This window comes from Haloactinomyces albus, from assembly GCF_031458135.1.
Lineage (GTDB): Bacteria > Actinomycetota > Actinomycetes > Mycobacteriales > Pseudonocardiaceae > Haloactinomyces > Haloactinomyces albus.
In genome coordinates this window covers 2,497,440-2,512,451 of sequence record NZ_JAVDXW010000001.1, presented here as the reverse complement: position 1 = coordinate 2,512,451, position 15,012 = coordinate 2,497,440, and the positions used below count along the sequence as shown (strand labels likewise).

Annotated in this window: 13 protein-coding genes; 10 read left to right on the top strand and 3 right to left on the bottom strand. The window is 66.5% G+C overall.

Translation table 11 applies throughout. The features are described from left to right. Positions 1–51: 51 nt before the first annotated feature. Positions 52–822 carry a deoxyribonuclease IV gene (locus JOF55_RS11770; protein WP_310273493.1) on the bottom strand — a complete coding sequence of 257 codons (771 nt, stop codon included), beginning with the start codon at positions 820–822 and terminating at the stop codon, positions 52–54. Positions 823–1,012: 190 nt separating this feature from the next. Here JOF55_RS11770 and JOF55_RS11765 point away from each other — a divergent pair, with 190 nt between their 5' ends. From JOF55_RS11765 to JOF55_RS11740, 6 genes are all read left to right on the top strand, one after another. After that, positions 1,013–2,086, top strand: coding sequence for a hypothetical protein (locus JOF55_RS11765; protein WP_310273491.1), 1,074 nt, complete (start codon positions 1,013–1,015; stop codon positions 2,084–2,086). A 128-nt stretch (positions 2,087–2,214) separates the two neighbouring features. Beyond that, positions 2,215–2,568 (top strand): 30S ribosomal protein S6, encoded by a 354-nt coding sequence (gene rpsF / locus JOF55_RS11760; RefSeq protein WP_374727270.1) that lies wholly within the window; start codon positions 2,215–2,217, stop codon positions 2,566–2,568. 78 nt (positions 2,569–2,646) lie between these two features. Continuing rightward, positions 2,647–3,114, top strand: coding sequence for a single-stranded DNA-binding protein (locus tag JOF55_RS11755; protein WP_310273489.1), 468 nt, complete (start codon positions 2,647–2,649; stop codon positions 3,112–3,114). A 57-nt stretch (positions 3,115–3,171) separates the two neighbouring features. Further along, on the top strand, positions 3,172–3,411 hold the full coding sequence (gene rpsR, locus JOF55_RS11750; RefSeq protein ID WP_310273488.1) for a 30S ribosomal protein S18: 240 nt from the start codon (positions 3,172–3,174) through the stop codon (positions 3,409–3,411). Positions 3,412–3,435: 24 nt separating this feature from the next. Then, complete coding sequence (gene rplI, locus JOF55_RS11745; RefSeq protein WP_310273487.1) at positions 3,436–3,888, top strand: 50S ribosomal protein L9; 453 nt, start codon at positions 3,436–3,438, stop codon at positions 3,886–3,888. A gap of 549 nt (positions 3,889–4,437) precedes the next feature. Beyond that, on the top strand, positions 4,438–8,094 hold the full coding sequence (locus JOF55_RS11740) for a replicative DNA helicase (protein WP_310273486.1): 3,657 nt from the start codon (positions 4,438–4,440) through the stop codon (positions 8,092–8,094). A 137-nt stretch (positions 8,095–8,231) separates the two neighbouring features. On the opposite strand, the gene JOF55_RS11735 is transcribed toward JOF55_RS11740, so the two are convergent. Beyond that, complete coding sequence (locus JOF55_RS11735; protein ID WP_310273484.1) at positions 8,232–8,906, bottom strand: formylglycine-generating enzyme family protein; 675 nt, start codon at positions 8,904–8,906, stop codon at positions 8,232–8,234. A gap of 292 nt (positions 8,907–9,198) precedes the next feature. Between JOF55_RS11735 and JOF55_RS11730 the strand changes: the two genes are divergently transcribed. Then, entirely contained in the window at positions 9,199–11,097 is a 1,899-nt protein-coding gene (locus tag JOF55_RS11730) for a hypothetical protein (protein WP_310273482.1), read from the top strand. 170 nt (positions 11,098–11,267) lie between these two features. On the opposite strand, the gene JOF55_RS11725 is transcribed toward JOF55_RS11730, so the two are convergent. Beyond that, on the bottom strand, positions 11,268–11,945 hold the full coding sequence (locus JOF55_RS11725; protein ID WP_310273480.1) for an HAD family hydrolase: 678 nt from the start codon (positions 11,943–11,945) through the stop codon (positions 11,268–11,270). A gap of 28 nt (positions 11,946–11,973) precedes the next feature. Between JOF55_RS11725 and JOF55_RS11720 the strand changes: the two genes are divergently transcribed. The 3 genes from JOF55_RS11720 to pyrE all read left to right on the top strand — a co-directional run bounded on the left by JOF55_RS11720 (position 11,974) and on the right by pyrE (position 15,004). Continuing rightward, complete coding sequence (locus tag JOF55_RS11720; protein ID WP_310273478.1) at positions 11,974–12,870, top strand: sporulation protein; 897 nt, start codon at positions 11,974–11,976, stop codon at positions 12,868–12,870. A 250-nt stretch (positions 12,871–13,120) separates the two neighbouring features. Next, positions 13,121–14,338, top strand: a complete 1,218-nt coding sequence (locus JOF55_RS11715; RefSeq protein WP_310273476.1) for an MFS transporter — start codon at positions 13,121–13,123, stop codon at positions 14,336–14,338. Between the two features lie 126 nt (positions 14,339–14,464). After that, positions 14,465–15,004, top strand: coding sequence for an orotate phosphoribosyltransferase (pyrE, locus tag JOF55_RS11710; RefSeq protein ID WP_374727462.1), 540 nt, complete (start codon positions 14,465–14,467; stop codon positions 15,002–15,004). Positions 15,005–15,012: the final 8 nt, after the last annotated feature.

Below are 15,012 nucleotides of genomic sequence, written 5' to 3'. Positions count from 1 at the left end.
TCACTCCGGCCGCATCCTTCCCCGTCCGGCCGCGCTCCTCGATCGGCCCGGTCATGCAGGGGATCGTCCGCGCAGAAAGGCGATATCGGCGGCTTGCCCGTCCCCGGGTGTCTCGACGACCACCGGCGCGCCCGCGTTCTCGCACACGGCGCGCAGCAACTGCGGATCGATGTGGCCTGCACCGATGTTGGCGTGCCGATCACGCGACGAACCGAAGGCGTCGCGTGAATCGTTGAGGTGCACCAGATCGATCCGTCCGGTGATCGCCCGGACCCGATCGACGACATCGAGCAGGTCCTCCCCCGCCGCATGGGCATGGCAGGTGTCCAGACAGAACCCCGCCCCGAACTCACCGACCGAGTCCCACAGCCGAGCCAGATCCTCGAAACTGCGGGCCATGGCGTTCGCACCGCCCGCCGTGTTCTCGATCAACACCGGCACCTCGAACCCGCCTTCGGCAGCCTGGCGCTCGAACAGCTTGCGCCAGTTCGCGACACCATCGGCAGGATCGTCGTTCTTGGTGACGTGCCCGCCGTGCACGACCACTCCCTCGGCTCCGACCGCCGCCGCAGCCGCCGTCTGCTGCATCACGGACTTGCGGGACGGAATCCTGATTCGATTGTTCAACGATGCCACGTTGATGACATACGGCGAGTGCACGAACACCGTGAGGTCCGAGTCGCGCAACTGCGCGGCCTGCGGATGCGGCTGCGGAGCCTTCCACCCCTGTGGATCGGACAGGAAGAACTGCACGACTTCCGCGCCACGCTCGGCGGCAGCCGAGAGCGGATCGTCATCGCGCACATGGGCTCCGATACGCATGAGGGTCAACCCTAAAGCACCTCCCCTCGAGCGTTCCGCCACACTGCCCGAGCCCACCACACCGATCACACCGAGCCACCCCTGTTTCGGTGAGTGGCGTCACCTTCGCAGGAGTCTCGCGTTGTACTTGTGCGAACAGCGTGTGTTCACCGGTGGGAGGAGTTCACACGCACGAGGGGAGGGCACACGGATGAACCGGCACACCGACGGTGAAACCGCCGAGCCGAAGACAATCTCCGCACGGCACAACCACGAACGAGCACAACGGAATGCACCGAGCCGGCCGGGCGCACTCCGGCGAGCCACCGCAGCCGGCGTGGTGGGCGCGGCGATCACCGCAGGCGGCCTCGCCGGAGCAGGCCAAGCCGCAGCCGCCGACCCCGAAGCCGCCGACCCCGTGGCCGTGGACCCCGTGGCCGTGGACACGTGCACCGGGCAAGCAGCGAGTGATTCGTTCGGCCAGTCCATCGTCGCGAGTCCCGAAGCGCTCGACGCAAAGGTCGAGCAAGCAACGCTGCTGGTGTTCCCGCTGCAGTTCGACCGCGCGGAGCAGGCCAAAAAGGAATTCCTGGACGCCGCACCCGTCTCGCTGGGCTCTGTTACCGAAAAGGACCAGAGCTTTTCGGGTGCACAACTGGCCGACGCACTCGCACCCCGAGTGGCGAACCTGTCCACGCTCGACGACAAGGCCGACGAGGTCAACCGGCACGTGCGCAACCTGGCTGCCCTGGGCTGCATCAGCGGCGCCGACGTGCCCGGACAGGACAAGCCCGATCCTTCACCCTCGCCATCACCGAAGCCGGAACCCGAGCACGGTTCCGAATCGGCGACGACGTCCGCGCAGCCACGAACCACCTCGCAGAAGCAGCCCACGGCCCGGTCGGGAACCCCCACTTCAAAGGCTCCCGCGGACGGTGCGGCCGCCCCGACGCCGCTGTCGGGCACCGCTGCGCCCCCGGATGCACGCAGCATGGTCCCGTCGGACTACGCCTACGTCCCCGGCTCACTACCGCCCTGGTCGCAGACCCGATTCGGCCGGGCTCCCGGTCTGTCCCCCGAGGTCGGGAGCCTGCTCCCCCCCGAACCCACGGGTGAGGAACCGAAGAGGCAAACCCGACGGGAGCGGATCCGGGCGGTGGGCAACGCCGAAGCACTGCCCACCGGCAAGCGTGCGCGGATCGCCCTGCCCGTTCTCCTCGCCGCGATCTCCCTGGCCGGTGTGACCTCGGCCCTCGTACGCACCTGGGTCCTACGACGCGGGTAACCACCATCGTCACCCCACGTGACGGGCGCTGGTAGCCCCCTTGCTAGTCTGAACCGGTTCGTCAATGCGACGACCCTCCTGCCACGGAGAGTCCGTGGCCGTGAGTCCACAGGAGGTGAGTGGTCTTCATGCGTCATTACGAGCTCATGGTCATCCTCGACCCGAGCCTGGACGAGCGCAACGTCGCTTCGTCCCTGGAAAACTTCCTCAAGGTCATCCGCAACGACGGTGGCAGCATCGAGCAGGTCGACGTCTGGGGCCGGCGTCGGCTGGCCTACGAGATCGACAAGCACACCGAGGGTATCTACGTCGTGCTGGACATCAACAGCGAGTCGGCCTCCGTGCAGGAAATGGACCGCCAGCTCAACATCAACGAGACGGTTCTGCGGACCAAGGTCCTGCGCAAGCTCCACGAGCCCCGCAAGGAAGCTCGCGTGGCCCGCGCCGCTGCCAAGACCAACCGCAGCCAGGCACCTGCCTGATCGCCTGAGAGGCGATCGACTCAGGGTCCGATCGGCGCATCCGGAAAACCCGTACCAACGACAGGGAGTCCGCAGGCGATGGCTGGTGAAACGGTAATCACAGTGGTCGGCAACCTGACCGCCGACCCGGAACTGCGCTTCACCCCCTCCGGGGCCGCAGTGGCGAACTTCACGGTCGCCTCCACGCCCCGAACCTTCGACCGCCAGTCCGGCGAGTGGAAGGACGGCGAGGCACTGTTCCTGCGCTGCAGCATCTGGCGGCAGGCTGCGGAGAACGTGGCCGAGACCCTCACGCGCGGCATGCGGGTGGTCGTACAGGGGCGGCTGCGTCAGCGTTCCTTCGAGACGAAGGAAGGCGAGAAGCGCACCGTTGTCGAGATGGAGGCCGACGAGATCGGCCCCTCCCTGCGTTACGCGACCGCCAAGGTGAACAAGGTCAGCCGCGGTGGTGGCTCCGGCGGTGCCGCAGCCCCGGCCAACGACCCGTGGGGCTCCGCTCCGCCCGCCGGTTCCGGCGAAGGCTTCAGCGACGAGCCACCGTTCTGACGGCGACGGCCCTGGATACGGATCAGACGAAGTTTTCGCTCAGGAGGAGCAAGGAAGATGGCCAAGGCGCCCGTGCGCAAGCCGAAGAAGAAGGTCTGCGCGTTCTGCAAGGACAAGGCCGCGCAGAGCATCGATTTCAAGGACACCACGCTGCTGCGGAAGTACATCTCCGACCGTGGCAAGATCCGTGCCCGTCGCGTGACGGGCAACTGCAGCCAGCACCAGCGTGACGTGGCCATCGCGGTCAAGAACGCTCGTGAGATGGCGCTGCTGCCCTACACCTCGACCGCCCGCTGATCGACCGTCGGAAAGGAACACGCCGTGAAGATCATTCTGACTGCGGACGTGAGCGGTCTCGGCTCCTCGGGTGACATTGTCGAGGTTCGGGACGGCCACGCTCGAAATCTGCTGTTTCCCCGTGGTTTGGCGATCGCCGCCACGAAGGGTGCCGAGAAGCAGGTGCACGCGATCCGCCGTGCCCAGGAAAATCGCCGGGTCCGCGACCTGGAGCACGCCCGCGAGCTCAAGGAGCAACTGCAGGGCATCGGTTCCGTGGCGCTGCCCAAGAAGGTCTCCAAGAAGGGCAAGCTGTTCGGTTCCATCACCGAGTCCGATGTGGTCGCCGCCGTGCGCAAGGCAGGCGGTCCGTCCCTGGACAAGCGAACCGTGAATCTCCAGGGGCACATCAAGTCGCTGGGCAAGCACGCGGTGTCGGTGCGTCTGCACCCGGACGTGGACGCCTCGCTCGATGTCGAGGTCACGCCCGCCGGCTGAGACGGCCTGTTGATGGTTTCGCGCGAAACCGCACCTTTCCATCATGGTGTGGTTTCGCGCGGAACCGTCACTGCTTCACGGCCATTCGTGTGAGGTCCGGGCAGACGCGTCCTCACTCATTCGTCGCCCACGCCACTTCTCGGTGTCACCGGACCACTCGCAATGTCCGACACGCCGAACAAGCAGCACGGCGGGACACGCCGGGATGTGTCCACGAATTTCTTCCACAGCCTGTCCACAGGACCTGACCTGCGCTGTTGAGTGAAGCTTCGATCATTATCCCCAGGTTGTCCCCAACCTGTGCCGTCATCGGTGGACGATTTCCCCAAGCTGTCCACAGGTTGTCCACAGGTTGATCCCAAGCTGTCCACAGCCGTGTTTGCTTGCTCCATACGGGTGGTCTAGCTTCACCGCGCGGCCCCGCGTCCGGCGAGCCATTCCGGTGAACACCGTGGCAGCAGACGCGGGCGAGACGTCGTTGCGCAAGGGTGCGAGCCCGCAGATCCGAGGCGGCTCGCAATCACTGCGTCCAGGAGGTGGCAACAACCAGTGGCGCTGACCGACGAACGCGGTGCCGAGCCCTCGCCGAACGGCGACGGGCATTCGAGCCACAACGGAACCTTCGACCGGCAGCCACCACAGGACCTGGCCGCCGAACAGTCGGTTCTCGGCGGCATGATGCTGAGCAAGGACGCGATCGCCGACGTGGTCGAAGTGGTGCGCCCACACGACTTCTACCGGCCCGCGCACCACGCCATCTACGACTGCATCCTCGATCTCTACGGACGCGGCGAGCCCGCCGACCCGGTCACCGTCTCCGCGGAACTGGAACGCCGCAACGAACTGGCACGTGTCGGTGGCGCGCCCTACATGCACACCCTCATCGCCACCGTGCCCACCGCGGCCAACGCCGGGTACTACGCCGAGATCGTCGCGGAGAAAGCCGTTCTCCGACGTCTCGTCGAAGCGGGCACCCGGATCGTGCAGTTCGGCTACAACGGCGCCGAGGGCTCGGCGATCGAGGAAGTCGTGGACCGTGCCCAGGCAGCCATCTACGACGTCACCGAACGCCGCACCAACGAGGACTACGCGGCCCTCGAAGACCTCCTACAGCCGACGATGGACGAGATCGACGCCATCGCCTCGCGCGGAGGAGAGTCCCAGGGAATCGCCACCGGCTTCAACGACCTGGACGCGATCACCAATGGTCTGCATCCGGGTCAGATGGTCATCGTCGCCGCCCGCCCCGGTGTCGGCAAGGCACTGGCGCTGGACACTCCGCTACCCACGCCGCACGGCTGGACCACGATGGGCGAGGTCACAGCAGGCGATCAACTGCTCGGCGCGGACGGCACCCCCACCACCGTGGTCTCGACGACCGAGGTTCTGCACGACCGGCCCTGCTACGAGATCGAGTTCTCCGACGGCACCCTCGTCGCCGCCGACGCCGAGCATCAGTGGCAGCTCGCCGACGGTCGCATCCGAACCACCGAACAACTCGCCTCCGAGCCCCGGACGCACCCCGCGGTCCCCGGTCACGGTGAACTCCGGCTCCCGGAGCGGCAATACCCCGTGCAGCCCTACGCGCTCGGTGTCTGGCTGGCGGCGGGAGACCCGGTGGACGGGAACCTGCGTATCAAGCACACCGACCTCGCGGTGAACCTCGAAGTCGCCGGACTCGACCCCACCGAGGGCGAACCACTGTTCCACGGCGCAATCGCCGACCAGCTCACCGAACTGGGCGCCTGGCAGGATCATCACCTGCCCGACGAATACCTGCGCGGCAGCTCCGACCAGCGCCGCGCGCTGCTCGCGGGTCTGCTGGACGCCTGCGGCACGGTCGCCGACGACGGCACGGTCCGGCTGAGCGTCAGCGAGCCCATCTCCGTACGCGTGCGGGAACTGATACTCGGTCTCGGCTACGTCTGCACCGCCACCCCCGACTGGGACAGCGTCCCTGGTGAGACCACTCCGGGCAACACCGGCACGGACGACACCGGGGACAGCGGCACGAGTGGGCCGACCCGGTCCTTCGACACCTCGGTGCTGGTCTTCGACAGCGGTACCGACGAAGTTTTCCGGCTCGCCCGCAAAAACGAGCTGCACAAGCAGCATCGTCCGGCCGAGGCTCGGCCGTCCACACGCACCATCGACCACATCCGACACGTGGACAGCATCCCCGTGCGGTGCGTCGAGGTGGACGCCCGCGACCGGTTGTATCTAGCGAGCCGGTCGATGATCCCCACCCACAATTCCACCCTCGGGCTGGACTTCGCTCGTGCCGCCTCGATCAAGCAGGGACTGGGCAGCGTCATCTTCTCGCTGGAGATGGGCCGCACCGAGATCGTCATGCGCATGCTGTCGGCCGAGGCCCGCATTCGGCTGGGCGATATGCGCGGCGGTCGCATGACCGACGACGACTGGACCCGGCTCGCCCGGCGCATGAGCGAGATCAGCGAGGCACCACTGTTCGTGGACGACTCGCCGAATCTCACGATGATGGAGATCCGCGCGAAGGCCCGGCGCCTCAAACAGCGCAACGACATCGGCCTCATCGTCGTCGACTACATGCAGCTGATGACCTCCGGTAAGAAGGTCGAATCCCGCCAGCAGGAAGTCTCCGAATTCTCCCGGAACCTCAAGCTGCTGGCCAAGGAACTCGAAGTACCGGTCGTGGCGATCTCCCAGCTCAACCGAGGTCCGGAACAGCGCAACGACCGCCGCCCCCAACTCTCCGACCTGCGTGAATCGGGCTGTCTGACCAGCGGAACCCGTCTGCTGCGGGCGGACACCGGCGCCGAGGTCACCTTCGGTGAACTCATGGAAACCGGGGAGCGTCCGATCGTGTGGTCCTTGGACGACCGGATGCGCATGGTTCCCCGGCCCATCACCAATGTCTTCTCCAGCGGGGTCAAGGAGGTCTTCAAGGTCCGGCTGGCCTCCGGCCGTGAGATCGAGGCGACCGCAAATCATCCGATGCTGACCATCCACGATTGGCTGCCCCTGGGCGAGCTTGTTGTGGGCGATCGTGTCGCCGTACCGCGCAGTGTCCCGGAACCGCTCGGTGCCGAGCCGCTGCCGGAATCCGAGATCATCATGCTGGCGCATCTCATCGGGGACGGATCGTTCGTGAAACGCCAGCCGATCCGCTACGCCAGCATCGACGAGGCCAATCTCGAAGCCGTCACCGAAGCGGCGAAGCACTTCGGGATCACACCGATCCGGGACGAACACGCTGCCGCCAAGGTCACCACGCTGCGCCTGCCCGCGCCCTACCGGCTTACCCACGGCAAGCGGAACCCGATCGCGGCATGGCTCGACGAAATGGGTCTGTTCGGGCTGCGCAGCCACGAGAAATTCATCCCGGAGCGGGTGTTCTCCCTGCCCCGCGAGCAGATCGCCCTGTTCCTCCGCCACCTCTGGGCCACGGACGGATCAATCTTCGTACGCAGCAGCAACGCAGTGAACGTCTACTACGCCACCAGGAGCAAAAGGCTTGCGGACAATGTTCAGCAGCTGCTGCTGCGCTTCTCCATCCACACCAGGATCTACCGTGCGAAGAAGTCCGGTTACCGTGATATGTGGCATGTGCAGGTGTACGGTGTCGAGAGCCAGTCGAGGTTCCTCGATAAGATCGGCGTGCACGGTGCTCGCAATGCGAAAGCTCAATCCGCAAAAGTACGACTCGCGGAGATGACTTACCAAGGCCGCTTCGACACGATTCCATCCGCAGTCTGGAACCACGTACAGATCGCGATGAAGCGAAGCAATGTGTCACTTGCGAGTGTTCAAGCAGCGGCAGGCGCAAGCAGAGGCGATCTTGATCTCGAATACTCCCCCACGCGAGTTCGATTCGCCAAGATGGCGCCGCTATTCGACAACGACCACCTGTCCGCCTTGGCGAACAGCGATGTCTTCTGGGACGAGATCGTGGAGATCACCTCACTCGGTGAGCAGCCGGTCTATGATGCCACCGTCGACGAGACGCATAACTTTACAGCCAACGGTATTGTTATGCACAATAGTCTCGAGCAAGATGCCGATATGGTTTTCCTGATTCATCGGCCGGATGCATTCGAGCAGGACGATCCGCGCATGGGCGAGGCGGATCTCATTCTGGCCAAGCATCGTGCCGGACCGACGGGCACGGTGACCGTGGCTCACCAGTTGCACTACAGCCGCTTCGTCGACATGGCCAGGGAGTAACCGCCGAGTGTAGGGTCTCGGATCCGATGGCGAGCTCTCTTCCGTGATGGCGGGAGCGTGGTGGATCCGCCCTCCCGGAAGAGGTCGTTCACTTCGAGTCCGGTGTGTCGCTTGCAGACGGTCGAGACCGCCGCGCATCAGCGCGAGGGGAAACGCGCGAGGCGGAATCCCACGTCGTCGGTCCGGAAGGTCGGGTGGCTGCGGCGGCGCACCGAGGCCCGGCAGCTCCAGTGCTCGTCGAACCACCCGCCGCCGCGCAGTACCCGATACGTGCCGTAGACCTCGGCATCGTAGATGTCCCAGCACCACTCCCACACGTTGCCCAGCATGTCGTACAGGCCCCACGCGTTGGGCTGCTTGCCGCCCACGTCGTGAATCCGCTCGTACGAGTTGCGGCGGTGCCAAGCGATCTCGTCGAGCGGTCCGTACCGCGCGCCGGTCGTACCGGCACGGCAGGCGTGCTCCCACTCGGCCTCGGTCGGTAGCCGGTACCCGTCGGCGGAGGTGTCCCACTCGGCGTCCTCGCCATCGACATCCAGCCGATACACGGGCGCCAGACCCTCGCGCTCGGACAGGGCGTTGCAGAACCGGACCGCATCCCACCAGGAAACGCCCTCGACGGGCGACCGGTTGCCGTGTGCGGTGCTCGGCCACTGGCCGGTGACCTGTGCGTATCGCGCCCGGGTGGTCGGGAATGTGGCGAGTTGGTACGGCTCGAGCTCCACCGACCACCTGTGCTGCGTTCGCCGATCCGACAGCGTCACCTGACCCGGCTGGATGGCGATCATCTCGTTTCCCATTCCCACGTCCATGGGCAGGCGAGCCTACCGATGCCCGTCCTCGAGGACCGCGCAGCCGGCTCTCCGCAGGTACTGCCGAGAGATCTCTTGGCAGGGAGGCCCCACGGCGGTGTGTTCTCCCGGTGAGTCCGGAGGCTGATCGCTGTCCACCGCGGCATTTCCGGGTCGGCCCGACGCGGCTTCCTTGCCTCGGTCGAGCACTGTCCGACACGCGCGGCGGGAAGGGCTGGTTCCCGGCTGTTGCCGGGTGGTGTGCCTAGGCTCTAGCCGTGTCCAGCAGTCCGGCCCGAGGGAGGCAAGCCCCATGCGTACCGTTTTCATCCACGGTGAGGTCGAGCAGTACGCCGAGGCGAAGGAAACGCTGATCGAGCGCTTCGGCGCCTGGTCCGTCGAGGGCAACAGCGGTGATGACGACGGTGCTCCCGCCGAGGATGCGGGGCTGCTCACTGCGCTCCTGGACGACAAGTTCGTCCGGGACGGTCTGCTCGCGTACTGGTCCGGGCACGAATTGGACCGGTTCCTGGTGGAGGTGGCGCCTCGCCGGTTGATGTCCGCGAGCGACTGGTCGGTGGTCCCCCGGTTTCTGCATCGGTGGGTTGATTTCCTGGACGGGACCGAGCTGCTGATGTCCGGTGGGAGTTCGGTGCCCGATCTGCACCGCGCCATCGACAAAGCGGCTCCCGCATACCTGGAGTCGATGGCGGAGCCTGCCGAGTGGGGCCCTGCGAAGTTCTGGTCGACAACGATGGCCGAGCACGGCGTCGACTCCGAGGATGACACCGCGGTGAAGCGATTCTTCGATGCCGTCGACGATGGTGCGGTGGAGATCGACGAGGAGACCGTCGATGCCATCGAGGCGCGGGAGCGGCTCGAACCGGCTCCCCAGCCCGCGTACTGGCTGCCGCCCATGCCGGTCCAAGAGGGGGCCGAGGCCGATGTTTCGGCTACCGCGTTGCTTTCCGGAGTCCGTGCCCTGCTCGAATGGGTCGGCCAGGGGCGGAAGCTCACGTCCACGGGCGAGGTTGCGACCTCGGATTTCGAGGATCTGTCGAGCGCGCTCGATCTGCGGGAGGACCGGTTCCGGGTCGTGGTGCTGCTCGAGTGGGCCAAGCACACGCATCTCATCCGGGCGGCGGGTGACCGGTTGGTTCGCACTCGGATCAGCGAGCCCCTGTTGGGACAGCCGGAGTTGCTGTGGAACCGTCTCTGGGATTCCTTCGTCCTGCTCGATGATGTTTTCGCCGAGGAGTTCGGGGGCCTCGACCGGTTCGCCGATGGCGAGGCCGTGTTCGTGCATCTGGTGCAGAACACGCTGCGCATGTTGGCGTCGCAGTCCGAGCTGCTTCCGTTGGAACTGCTGGTTTCGCTCACGGCGAGTTCTCTGGTGGGAGAGAGCGCGGAGCAGGATGAGCTCGCTCCGGAGGAGCGGACTGCCGTGCGGGGGATACTGCGGCGCGTGCTCGAGCAGTGGGAGCTGATGGGGGTGGTGCGTACCTGTGTCTGCGAGGACGAGGAGCAGGTCGAGCTGGTTCGCTCCGCGGTGCCGGAGGGTGTGGAGCCGGACGACAGCACGTTGGTGGAGTTGTTGCCGCTCGGTGTGGCGGCTGTCCGGGACTCGCTGGTGGCCATGGGGTTCGTGGTGCCCGCGGTGGAGGAGTTGGCGCAGTATCCGGCCGAGGTTCTGACCTTGGCGATTCGGGATTGTCCGCCGGAGGCCGGTGAAGTCGTGCTGTCGGCGTGGATCGAGGTGCGCGGACGGCAGTCGGCCGGTGCCGAGCTGGCCTCGCTGTTGGCGCGGGTGGACGACCCGCTGGTGCGGTTGGGGGCGTTGTCGGTGCTGGACCATCTGGGGCCCGAGGGAGTCGATGCGGTCCGGGGTGTTCGGGACGACGCGGTGGCGGGTCCCGCCGCGCGGATGTGGCTGCGAGACCGGGTTCCGGAGGTCGAGGTGACCATTCGGCCCGGAGACGAGGTGGCGGCCATGCTGGACAGCATGTCGGTGGTTGTGGACGAGGATGTGGCGGCGTTTCTGTCGGAGTTGCAGGCAACGCCGACGACGGATCAGATCGCGCTGGTCGAGCAGATCGCGCGGGTGCCGCACTCCCGCTCGGGCGGTGTCCTGGAGGTGGTTGCCGAGGGGCATCCGGATTCCAGGGTGGCGAGCGTGGCGCGGCGGTCGCTCGAGAAGGCCCGTGGCACCTGAGCGTGTTTGAGAGGCTCCGGCAGTAAGAACTGTCGGGCTCGCGGCGTCCAGGCGGCGCCTCGCGGCGTTGTCGTGGAGTCAACGTGGCTCCGCCACGCCTCCTTCCTCCGTCTTGCGAGGCATCCACCTGGCCACCGCTCCCTGATCCAACGCCCCACTGCCGGAGCCTCTTATTCGCGGTGGGTGAGTTCGCGGAGTGCGGCGGGCAGTTCGCCGATGTCGTCGAGCACGCGGTGTGCTTGTTGCCGGGCTTGTTCGTTCGGTGGGAAGTGCGGGTTGGGTACGGCGATGACAGTGGTCTCCGCTGCGGCTGCGGCACGTAGGCCGCTGGCGGAGTCTTCGACGGCTGCGCACTCCTGTGCGGGGATGCCGAGGCCGTGAGCGGCCTGCTGGTAGACGTCGGGAGCGGGTTTGCCCGCGCCGACTTCCTCACTGGAAACGGTGTATCGCACGGTGTCGCCGAGTTCGGTGATGTCGAGGAAGGTGCGGATGATGCGGGGTGGTGCCGAGCTGGCGATGGCAGTGGGGAAGTCGGCGGCGACGGCGCGGACGGTGTCGGTGGCGTGGGGCAGTACCGGTGGTTGGTCGGTGTAGAGCTGGGCCATGCGGTCGATGACGGCCTCGGCGGTGCGTTCGGGGGTGAGTTGGACGCCGAGCTTGTCGACGAGGTATTGGGCCCATTCGGGGGTGCTCATGCCCATCATGGCCTCGGTGGCTCCCTCGGCCCATTCGCCGCCGTTTTCGGCGACGACTTCGCGGCGCATCCGGTCCCAGAGATGTTCGGAGTCGACGAGAACGCCGTCGAGGTCGAAGATCACGGCTCGTACTCGCACAGGTTGCTGTCCCACGAGGCCATCGTAGGAGTTGTGTGGTGGTGTGGCTCGGCACGACAGCAGCGTGTGCTCGTCGTGCTTGCCGCACGTCGGTGTGCTCACGATCGTGTTTCGGTTTTGGGGGCTGCGGGCATTGCCGGGCTCGGTGGGCGCAAGACTGGGCGGCATGTTCAAAAAGTTGCTGGCAGCGGTCGGTGTGGGTGGCGCCGAGGTCGAGACGGAACTGCACACTCCTGGTGTGCAGCCCGGTGGCGTGGTGCAGGGCGTGATCCGGTTGCGTGGTGGGGAGGTCGCTCAGGAGATTCCCGGGTTGTTCGCCGAACTGGTGACGCGGGTGGAGCACGAGGCCGGTGATGACGAGGTCGAGGCGATGCGCGGCTTCCACAAGGTGCAGGTGGCGCGCGATGTCGCTTTGCCACCGGGGCAGGTCGTCGAGTCGCCGTTCAGCCTGCCGGTGCCGTTGGAGACGCCGGTGACGCATTACCGGGACCGTCCCCTGCCTGGTCCGGTGGTTTCGGTGCGTACGACGTTGGAGATCAAGTCGGCGGTCGACGCGACCGACACGGATCCGATCGGTGTGGGGGCGTTGCCTGCCCAGCACGTTTTGCTGGAAGGGATCGAGCGCCTCGGGTTCCGGCTGCACAGGGCGGATGTGGAAGCCGGGCGGCTGGGGGGAACCCGGCAGCGGTTGCCGTTTTACCAGGAGATCGAGTTCGCCGGTTCCTCGCGTTATCCGCGGCTGAACCAGCTCGAGGTGAGTTTCGTGGCCGACGAGCACGGGATGGACGTGGTACTGGAGGCCGACAAGAAGGCGGGTCTGCTCAGCAGCGGCCGCGACCTGATCAACGTGGTGCGGGTGGATTACGGCACGGTGCACAACCTTGATTGGGCGGCCGAGTTGCATCCGCTGTTGGAGTCCATGAGCAGCGGTCGGCTCTGACGGTGTTGGGCAGCGTGTCGGGGGGTTGATTCGCCGAGCGCGTTCCGCCGGATGACGAATGGCTCACCGTGCGCGCGTTTTCGCGGGAACGGTGAGCCTGCTCATCGGGGTTGGCTGCTCATCGGGGTTGGCTGCTCATCGGGGTTGGCTGCTCATCGGGGTTGGCTGCTCATCGGGGTTGGCTGCATGTCCGCACTCCATTAGCCTTGCTAACGAAACAGTGCGCATGTGAGATGAGGGGTGGCCACCGATGAGTACCGCAGGCAGTCCCCGGCTGCTGGACGTGTTCCAGGGTCAGCCGAAAGCCGTGTGGATCACCGCGTTCGCCGCGGTGATCGCCTTCATGGGAATCGGCCTGGTCGATCCGATCCTGCTGTCCATCGCGGATTCCCTGAATGCCGCGCCCTCGCAGGTGACCCTGCTGTTCTCGTCCTACCTCGGCGTGCAGGTCGTGGCGATGCTGATCACCGGTGCGTTCAGCTCCCGGTTCGGTGCCAAACGCACCGTGGTGACCGGGCTCGTGCTGATCGTGCTGGCGACCGTGGCGTGTGCGCTGGCGAGTTCCATCGGCCAGCTGATCGCTCTGCGTGCGGTGTGGGGGCTCGGCAATGCCTTCTTCATCGCCACGGCGCTGTCGGTGATCGTGGGGGCTGCCAGTGGTGGCCAGCAGGCGGCAATCCTGCTGTACGAGGCGGCGCTGGGGATCGGCCTGTCGACCGGGCCACTGCTGGGCGCGCTGCTGGGGCACCTGTCCTGGCGCGGTCCGTTCGCCGGGACGGCGGTGCTGATGGCCGTCGCGCTGGTCCTCGCGGTCGGTTTCCTTCCGTCGGACAGCGGTGAGCGCAGGCAGCGGGTGACGTTGCTCGATCCGTTGCGCGCGTTGCGGCACGGGGGTTTGCTGCGCACCTCGCTCGGTTCGGCGTTGTACACGGCGGCCTTCTTCACGGTGCTGGCATGGTCTCCCTTTGTGCTGGAGTTCGGGGCGATTGCGGTCGGTCTGGTGTTTTTCGGCTGGGGCTTGTGCGTGGCCGTGGCGGGGGTGACGTTGGCGCCGAAGCTGGCCGCTCGTTTCGGCGAGGTGGGCGCAACGGTGTTCGCGGTGCTGGCCTACGCGGCGCTGCTCGGTGTGATGACCATCGACTCCAAGGTGGTGGTCGTCGTCGGCGTGATCCTGAGCGGATTGGCTTCGGGACTGTTGAACACCCTGTTCACCGGGGCTGCGATGAGCGCGAGTTCGGCGCCGCGCCCGGTCGCCAGCGCGGGATACAACTTCTGTCGCTGGTTCGGTGGTGCCCTGGCGGCGACGCTGGTCGGTCATGTGGCGGAGTGGTTCGATTCACCGCATGCGCCGTTCGCAGTCGGTGCCGTGGCGTGTGTCCTGGCGGCGGGGCTGTTGCTGTCCGGGCGGTGCAGGCCGGACCCACACACGGTTCCTGCCGAGGCTGCCGTGGTCGGCGACGAGGTCTGAATGCGAAGGACCGCACCGTACGACGCCGAGGGTTGGGGTCGGCGTCGTCGGCAAGCGGTATGCTGGCCGCTCGTGGACCAGGTCGACAAAGCCCGGAGTGACGACGCCCGAAGCGATGAATCCCGGATCGATGAAGCACAGCGCAGGGAACTGGCGCGCTTGGTGCAGGAACTCACCGTGGTGCACGGGCGGGTAACGCTCTCGTCCGGTCGGGAAGCCGACTACTACGTCGACCTGCGCCGAGCGACGTTGCACCATGCGGCCGCACCGCTGATCGGCGGTCTGCTCCGACAACTCACGGCGGATTGGGACTACAGCGCTGTCGGCGGATTGACGCTGGGGGCGGATCCGGTCGCGGCGGCGATGTTGCATGCCTCCGGAGCTCCGCTGGATGTGTTCGTCGTCCGCAAGGATGCCAAGACGCACGGCATGCAACGCCGTATCGAGGGCCCGAGCGTGGCCGGTCGACGGGTGCTGGCCGTGGAGGACACCTCGACGACCGGTGGCAGTGTGCTGACCGCTGTGGAAGCCCTGCATGCCGAAGGAGTGGAGGTCGCCGGAGTGGCGACCGTCGTCGATCGCGACACCGGTGCCCGAGAGGCGATCGAAGCGGCCGGGTTGCCGTATCGTTCCCTGCTCGGCCTGGCCGACCTCGGCTTGGCCTGAGCCGGGTG

Bases quoted from the DNA above. Each gene is read 5' to 3' on its own strand.
- JOF55_RS11735 (WP_310273484.1), bottom strand. From the start codon at position 8,906: ATGGACGTGGGAATGGGAAACGAGATGATCGCCATCCAGCCGGGTCAG.
- rpsF (WP_374727270.1), top strand. From the start codon at position 2,215: ATGCGTCATTACGAGCTCATGGTCATCCTCGACCCGAGCCTGGACGAG.
- JOF55_RS11715 (WP_310273476.1), top strand. From the start codon at position 13,121: ATGAGTACCGCAGGCAGTCCCCGGCTGCTGGACGTGTTCCAGGGTCAG.
- JOF55_RS11755 (WP_310273489.1), top strand. From the start codon at position 2,647: ATGGCTGGTGAAACGGTAATCACAGTGGTCGGCAACCTGACCGCCGAC.
- rpsR (WP_310273488.1), top strand. From the start codon at position 3,172: ATGGCCAAGGCGCCCGTGCGCAAGCCGAAGAAGAAGGTCTGCGCGTTC.
- JOF55_RS11770 (WP_310273493.1), bottom strand. From the start codon at position 822: ATGCGTATCGGAGCCCATGTGCGCGATGACGATCCGCTCTCGGCTGCC.
- JOF55_RS11765 (WP_310273491.1), top strand. From the start codon at position 1,013: ATGAACCGGCACACCGACGGTGAAACCGCCGAGCCGAAGACAATCTCC.
- JOF55_RS11730 (WP_310273482.1), top strand. From the start codon at position 9,199: ATGCGTACCGTTTTCATCCACGGTGAGGTCGAGCAGTACGCCGAGGCG.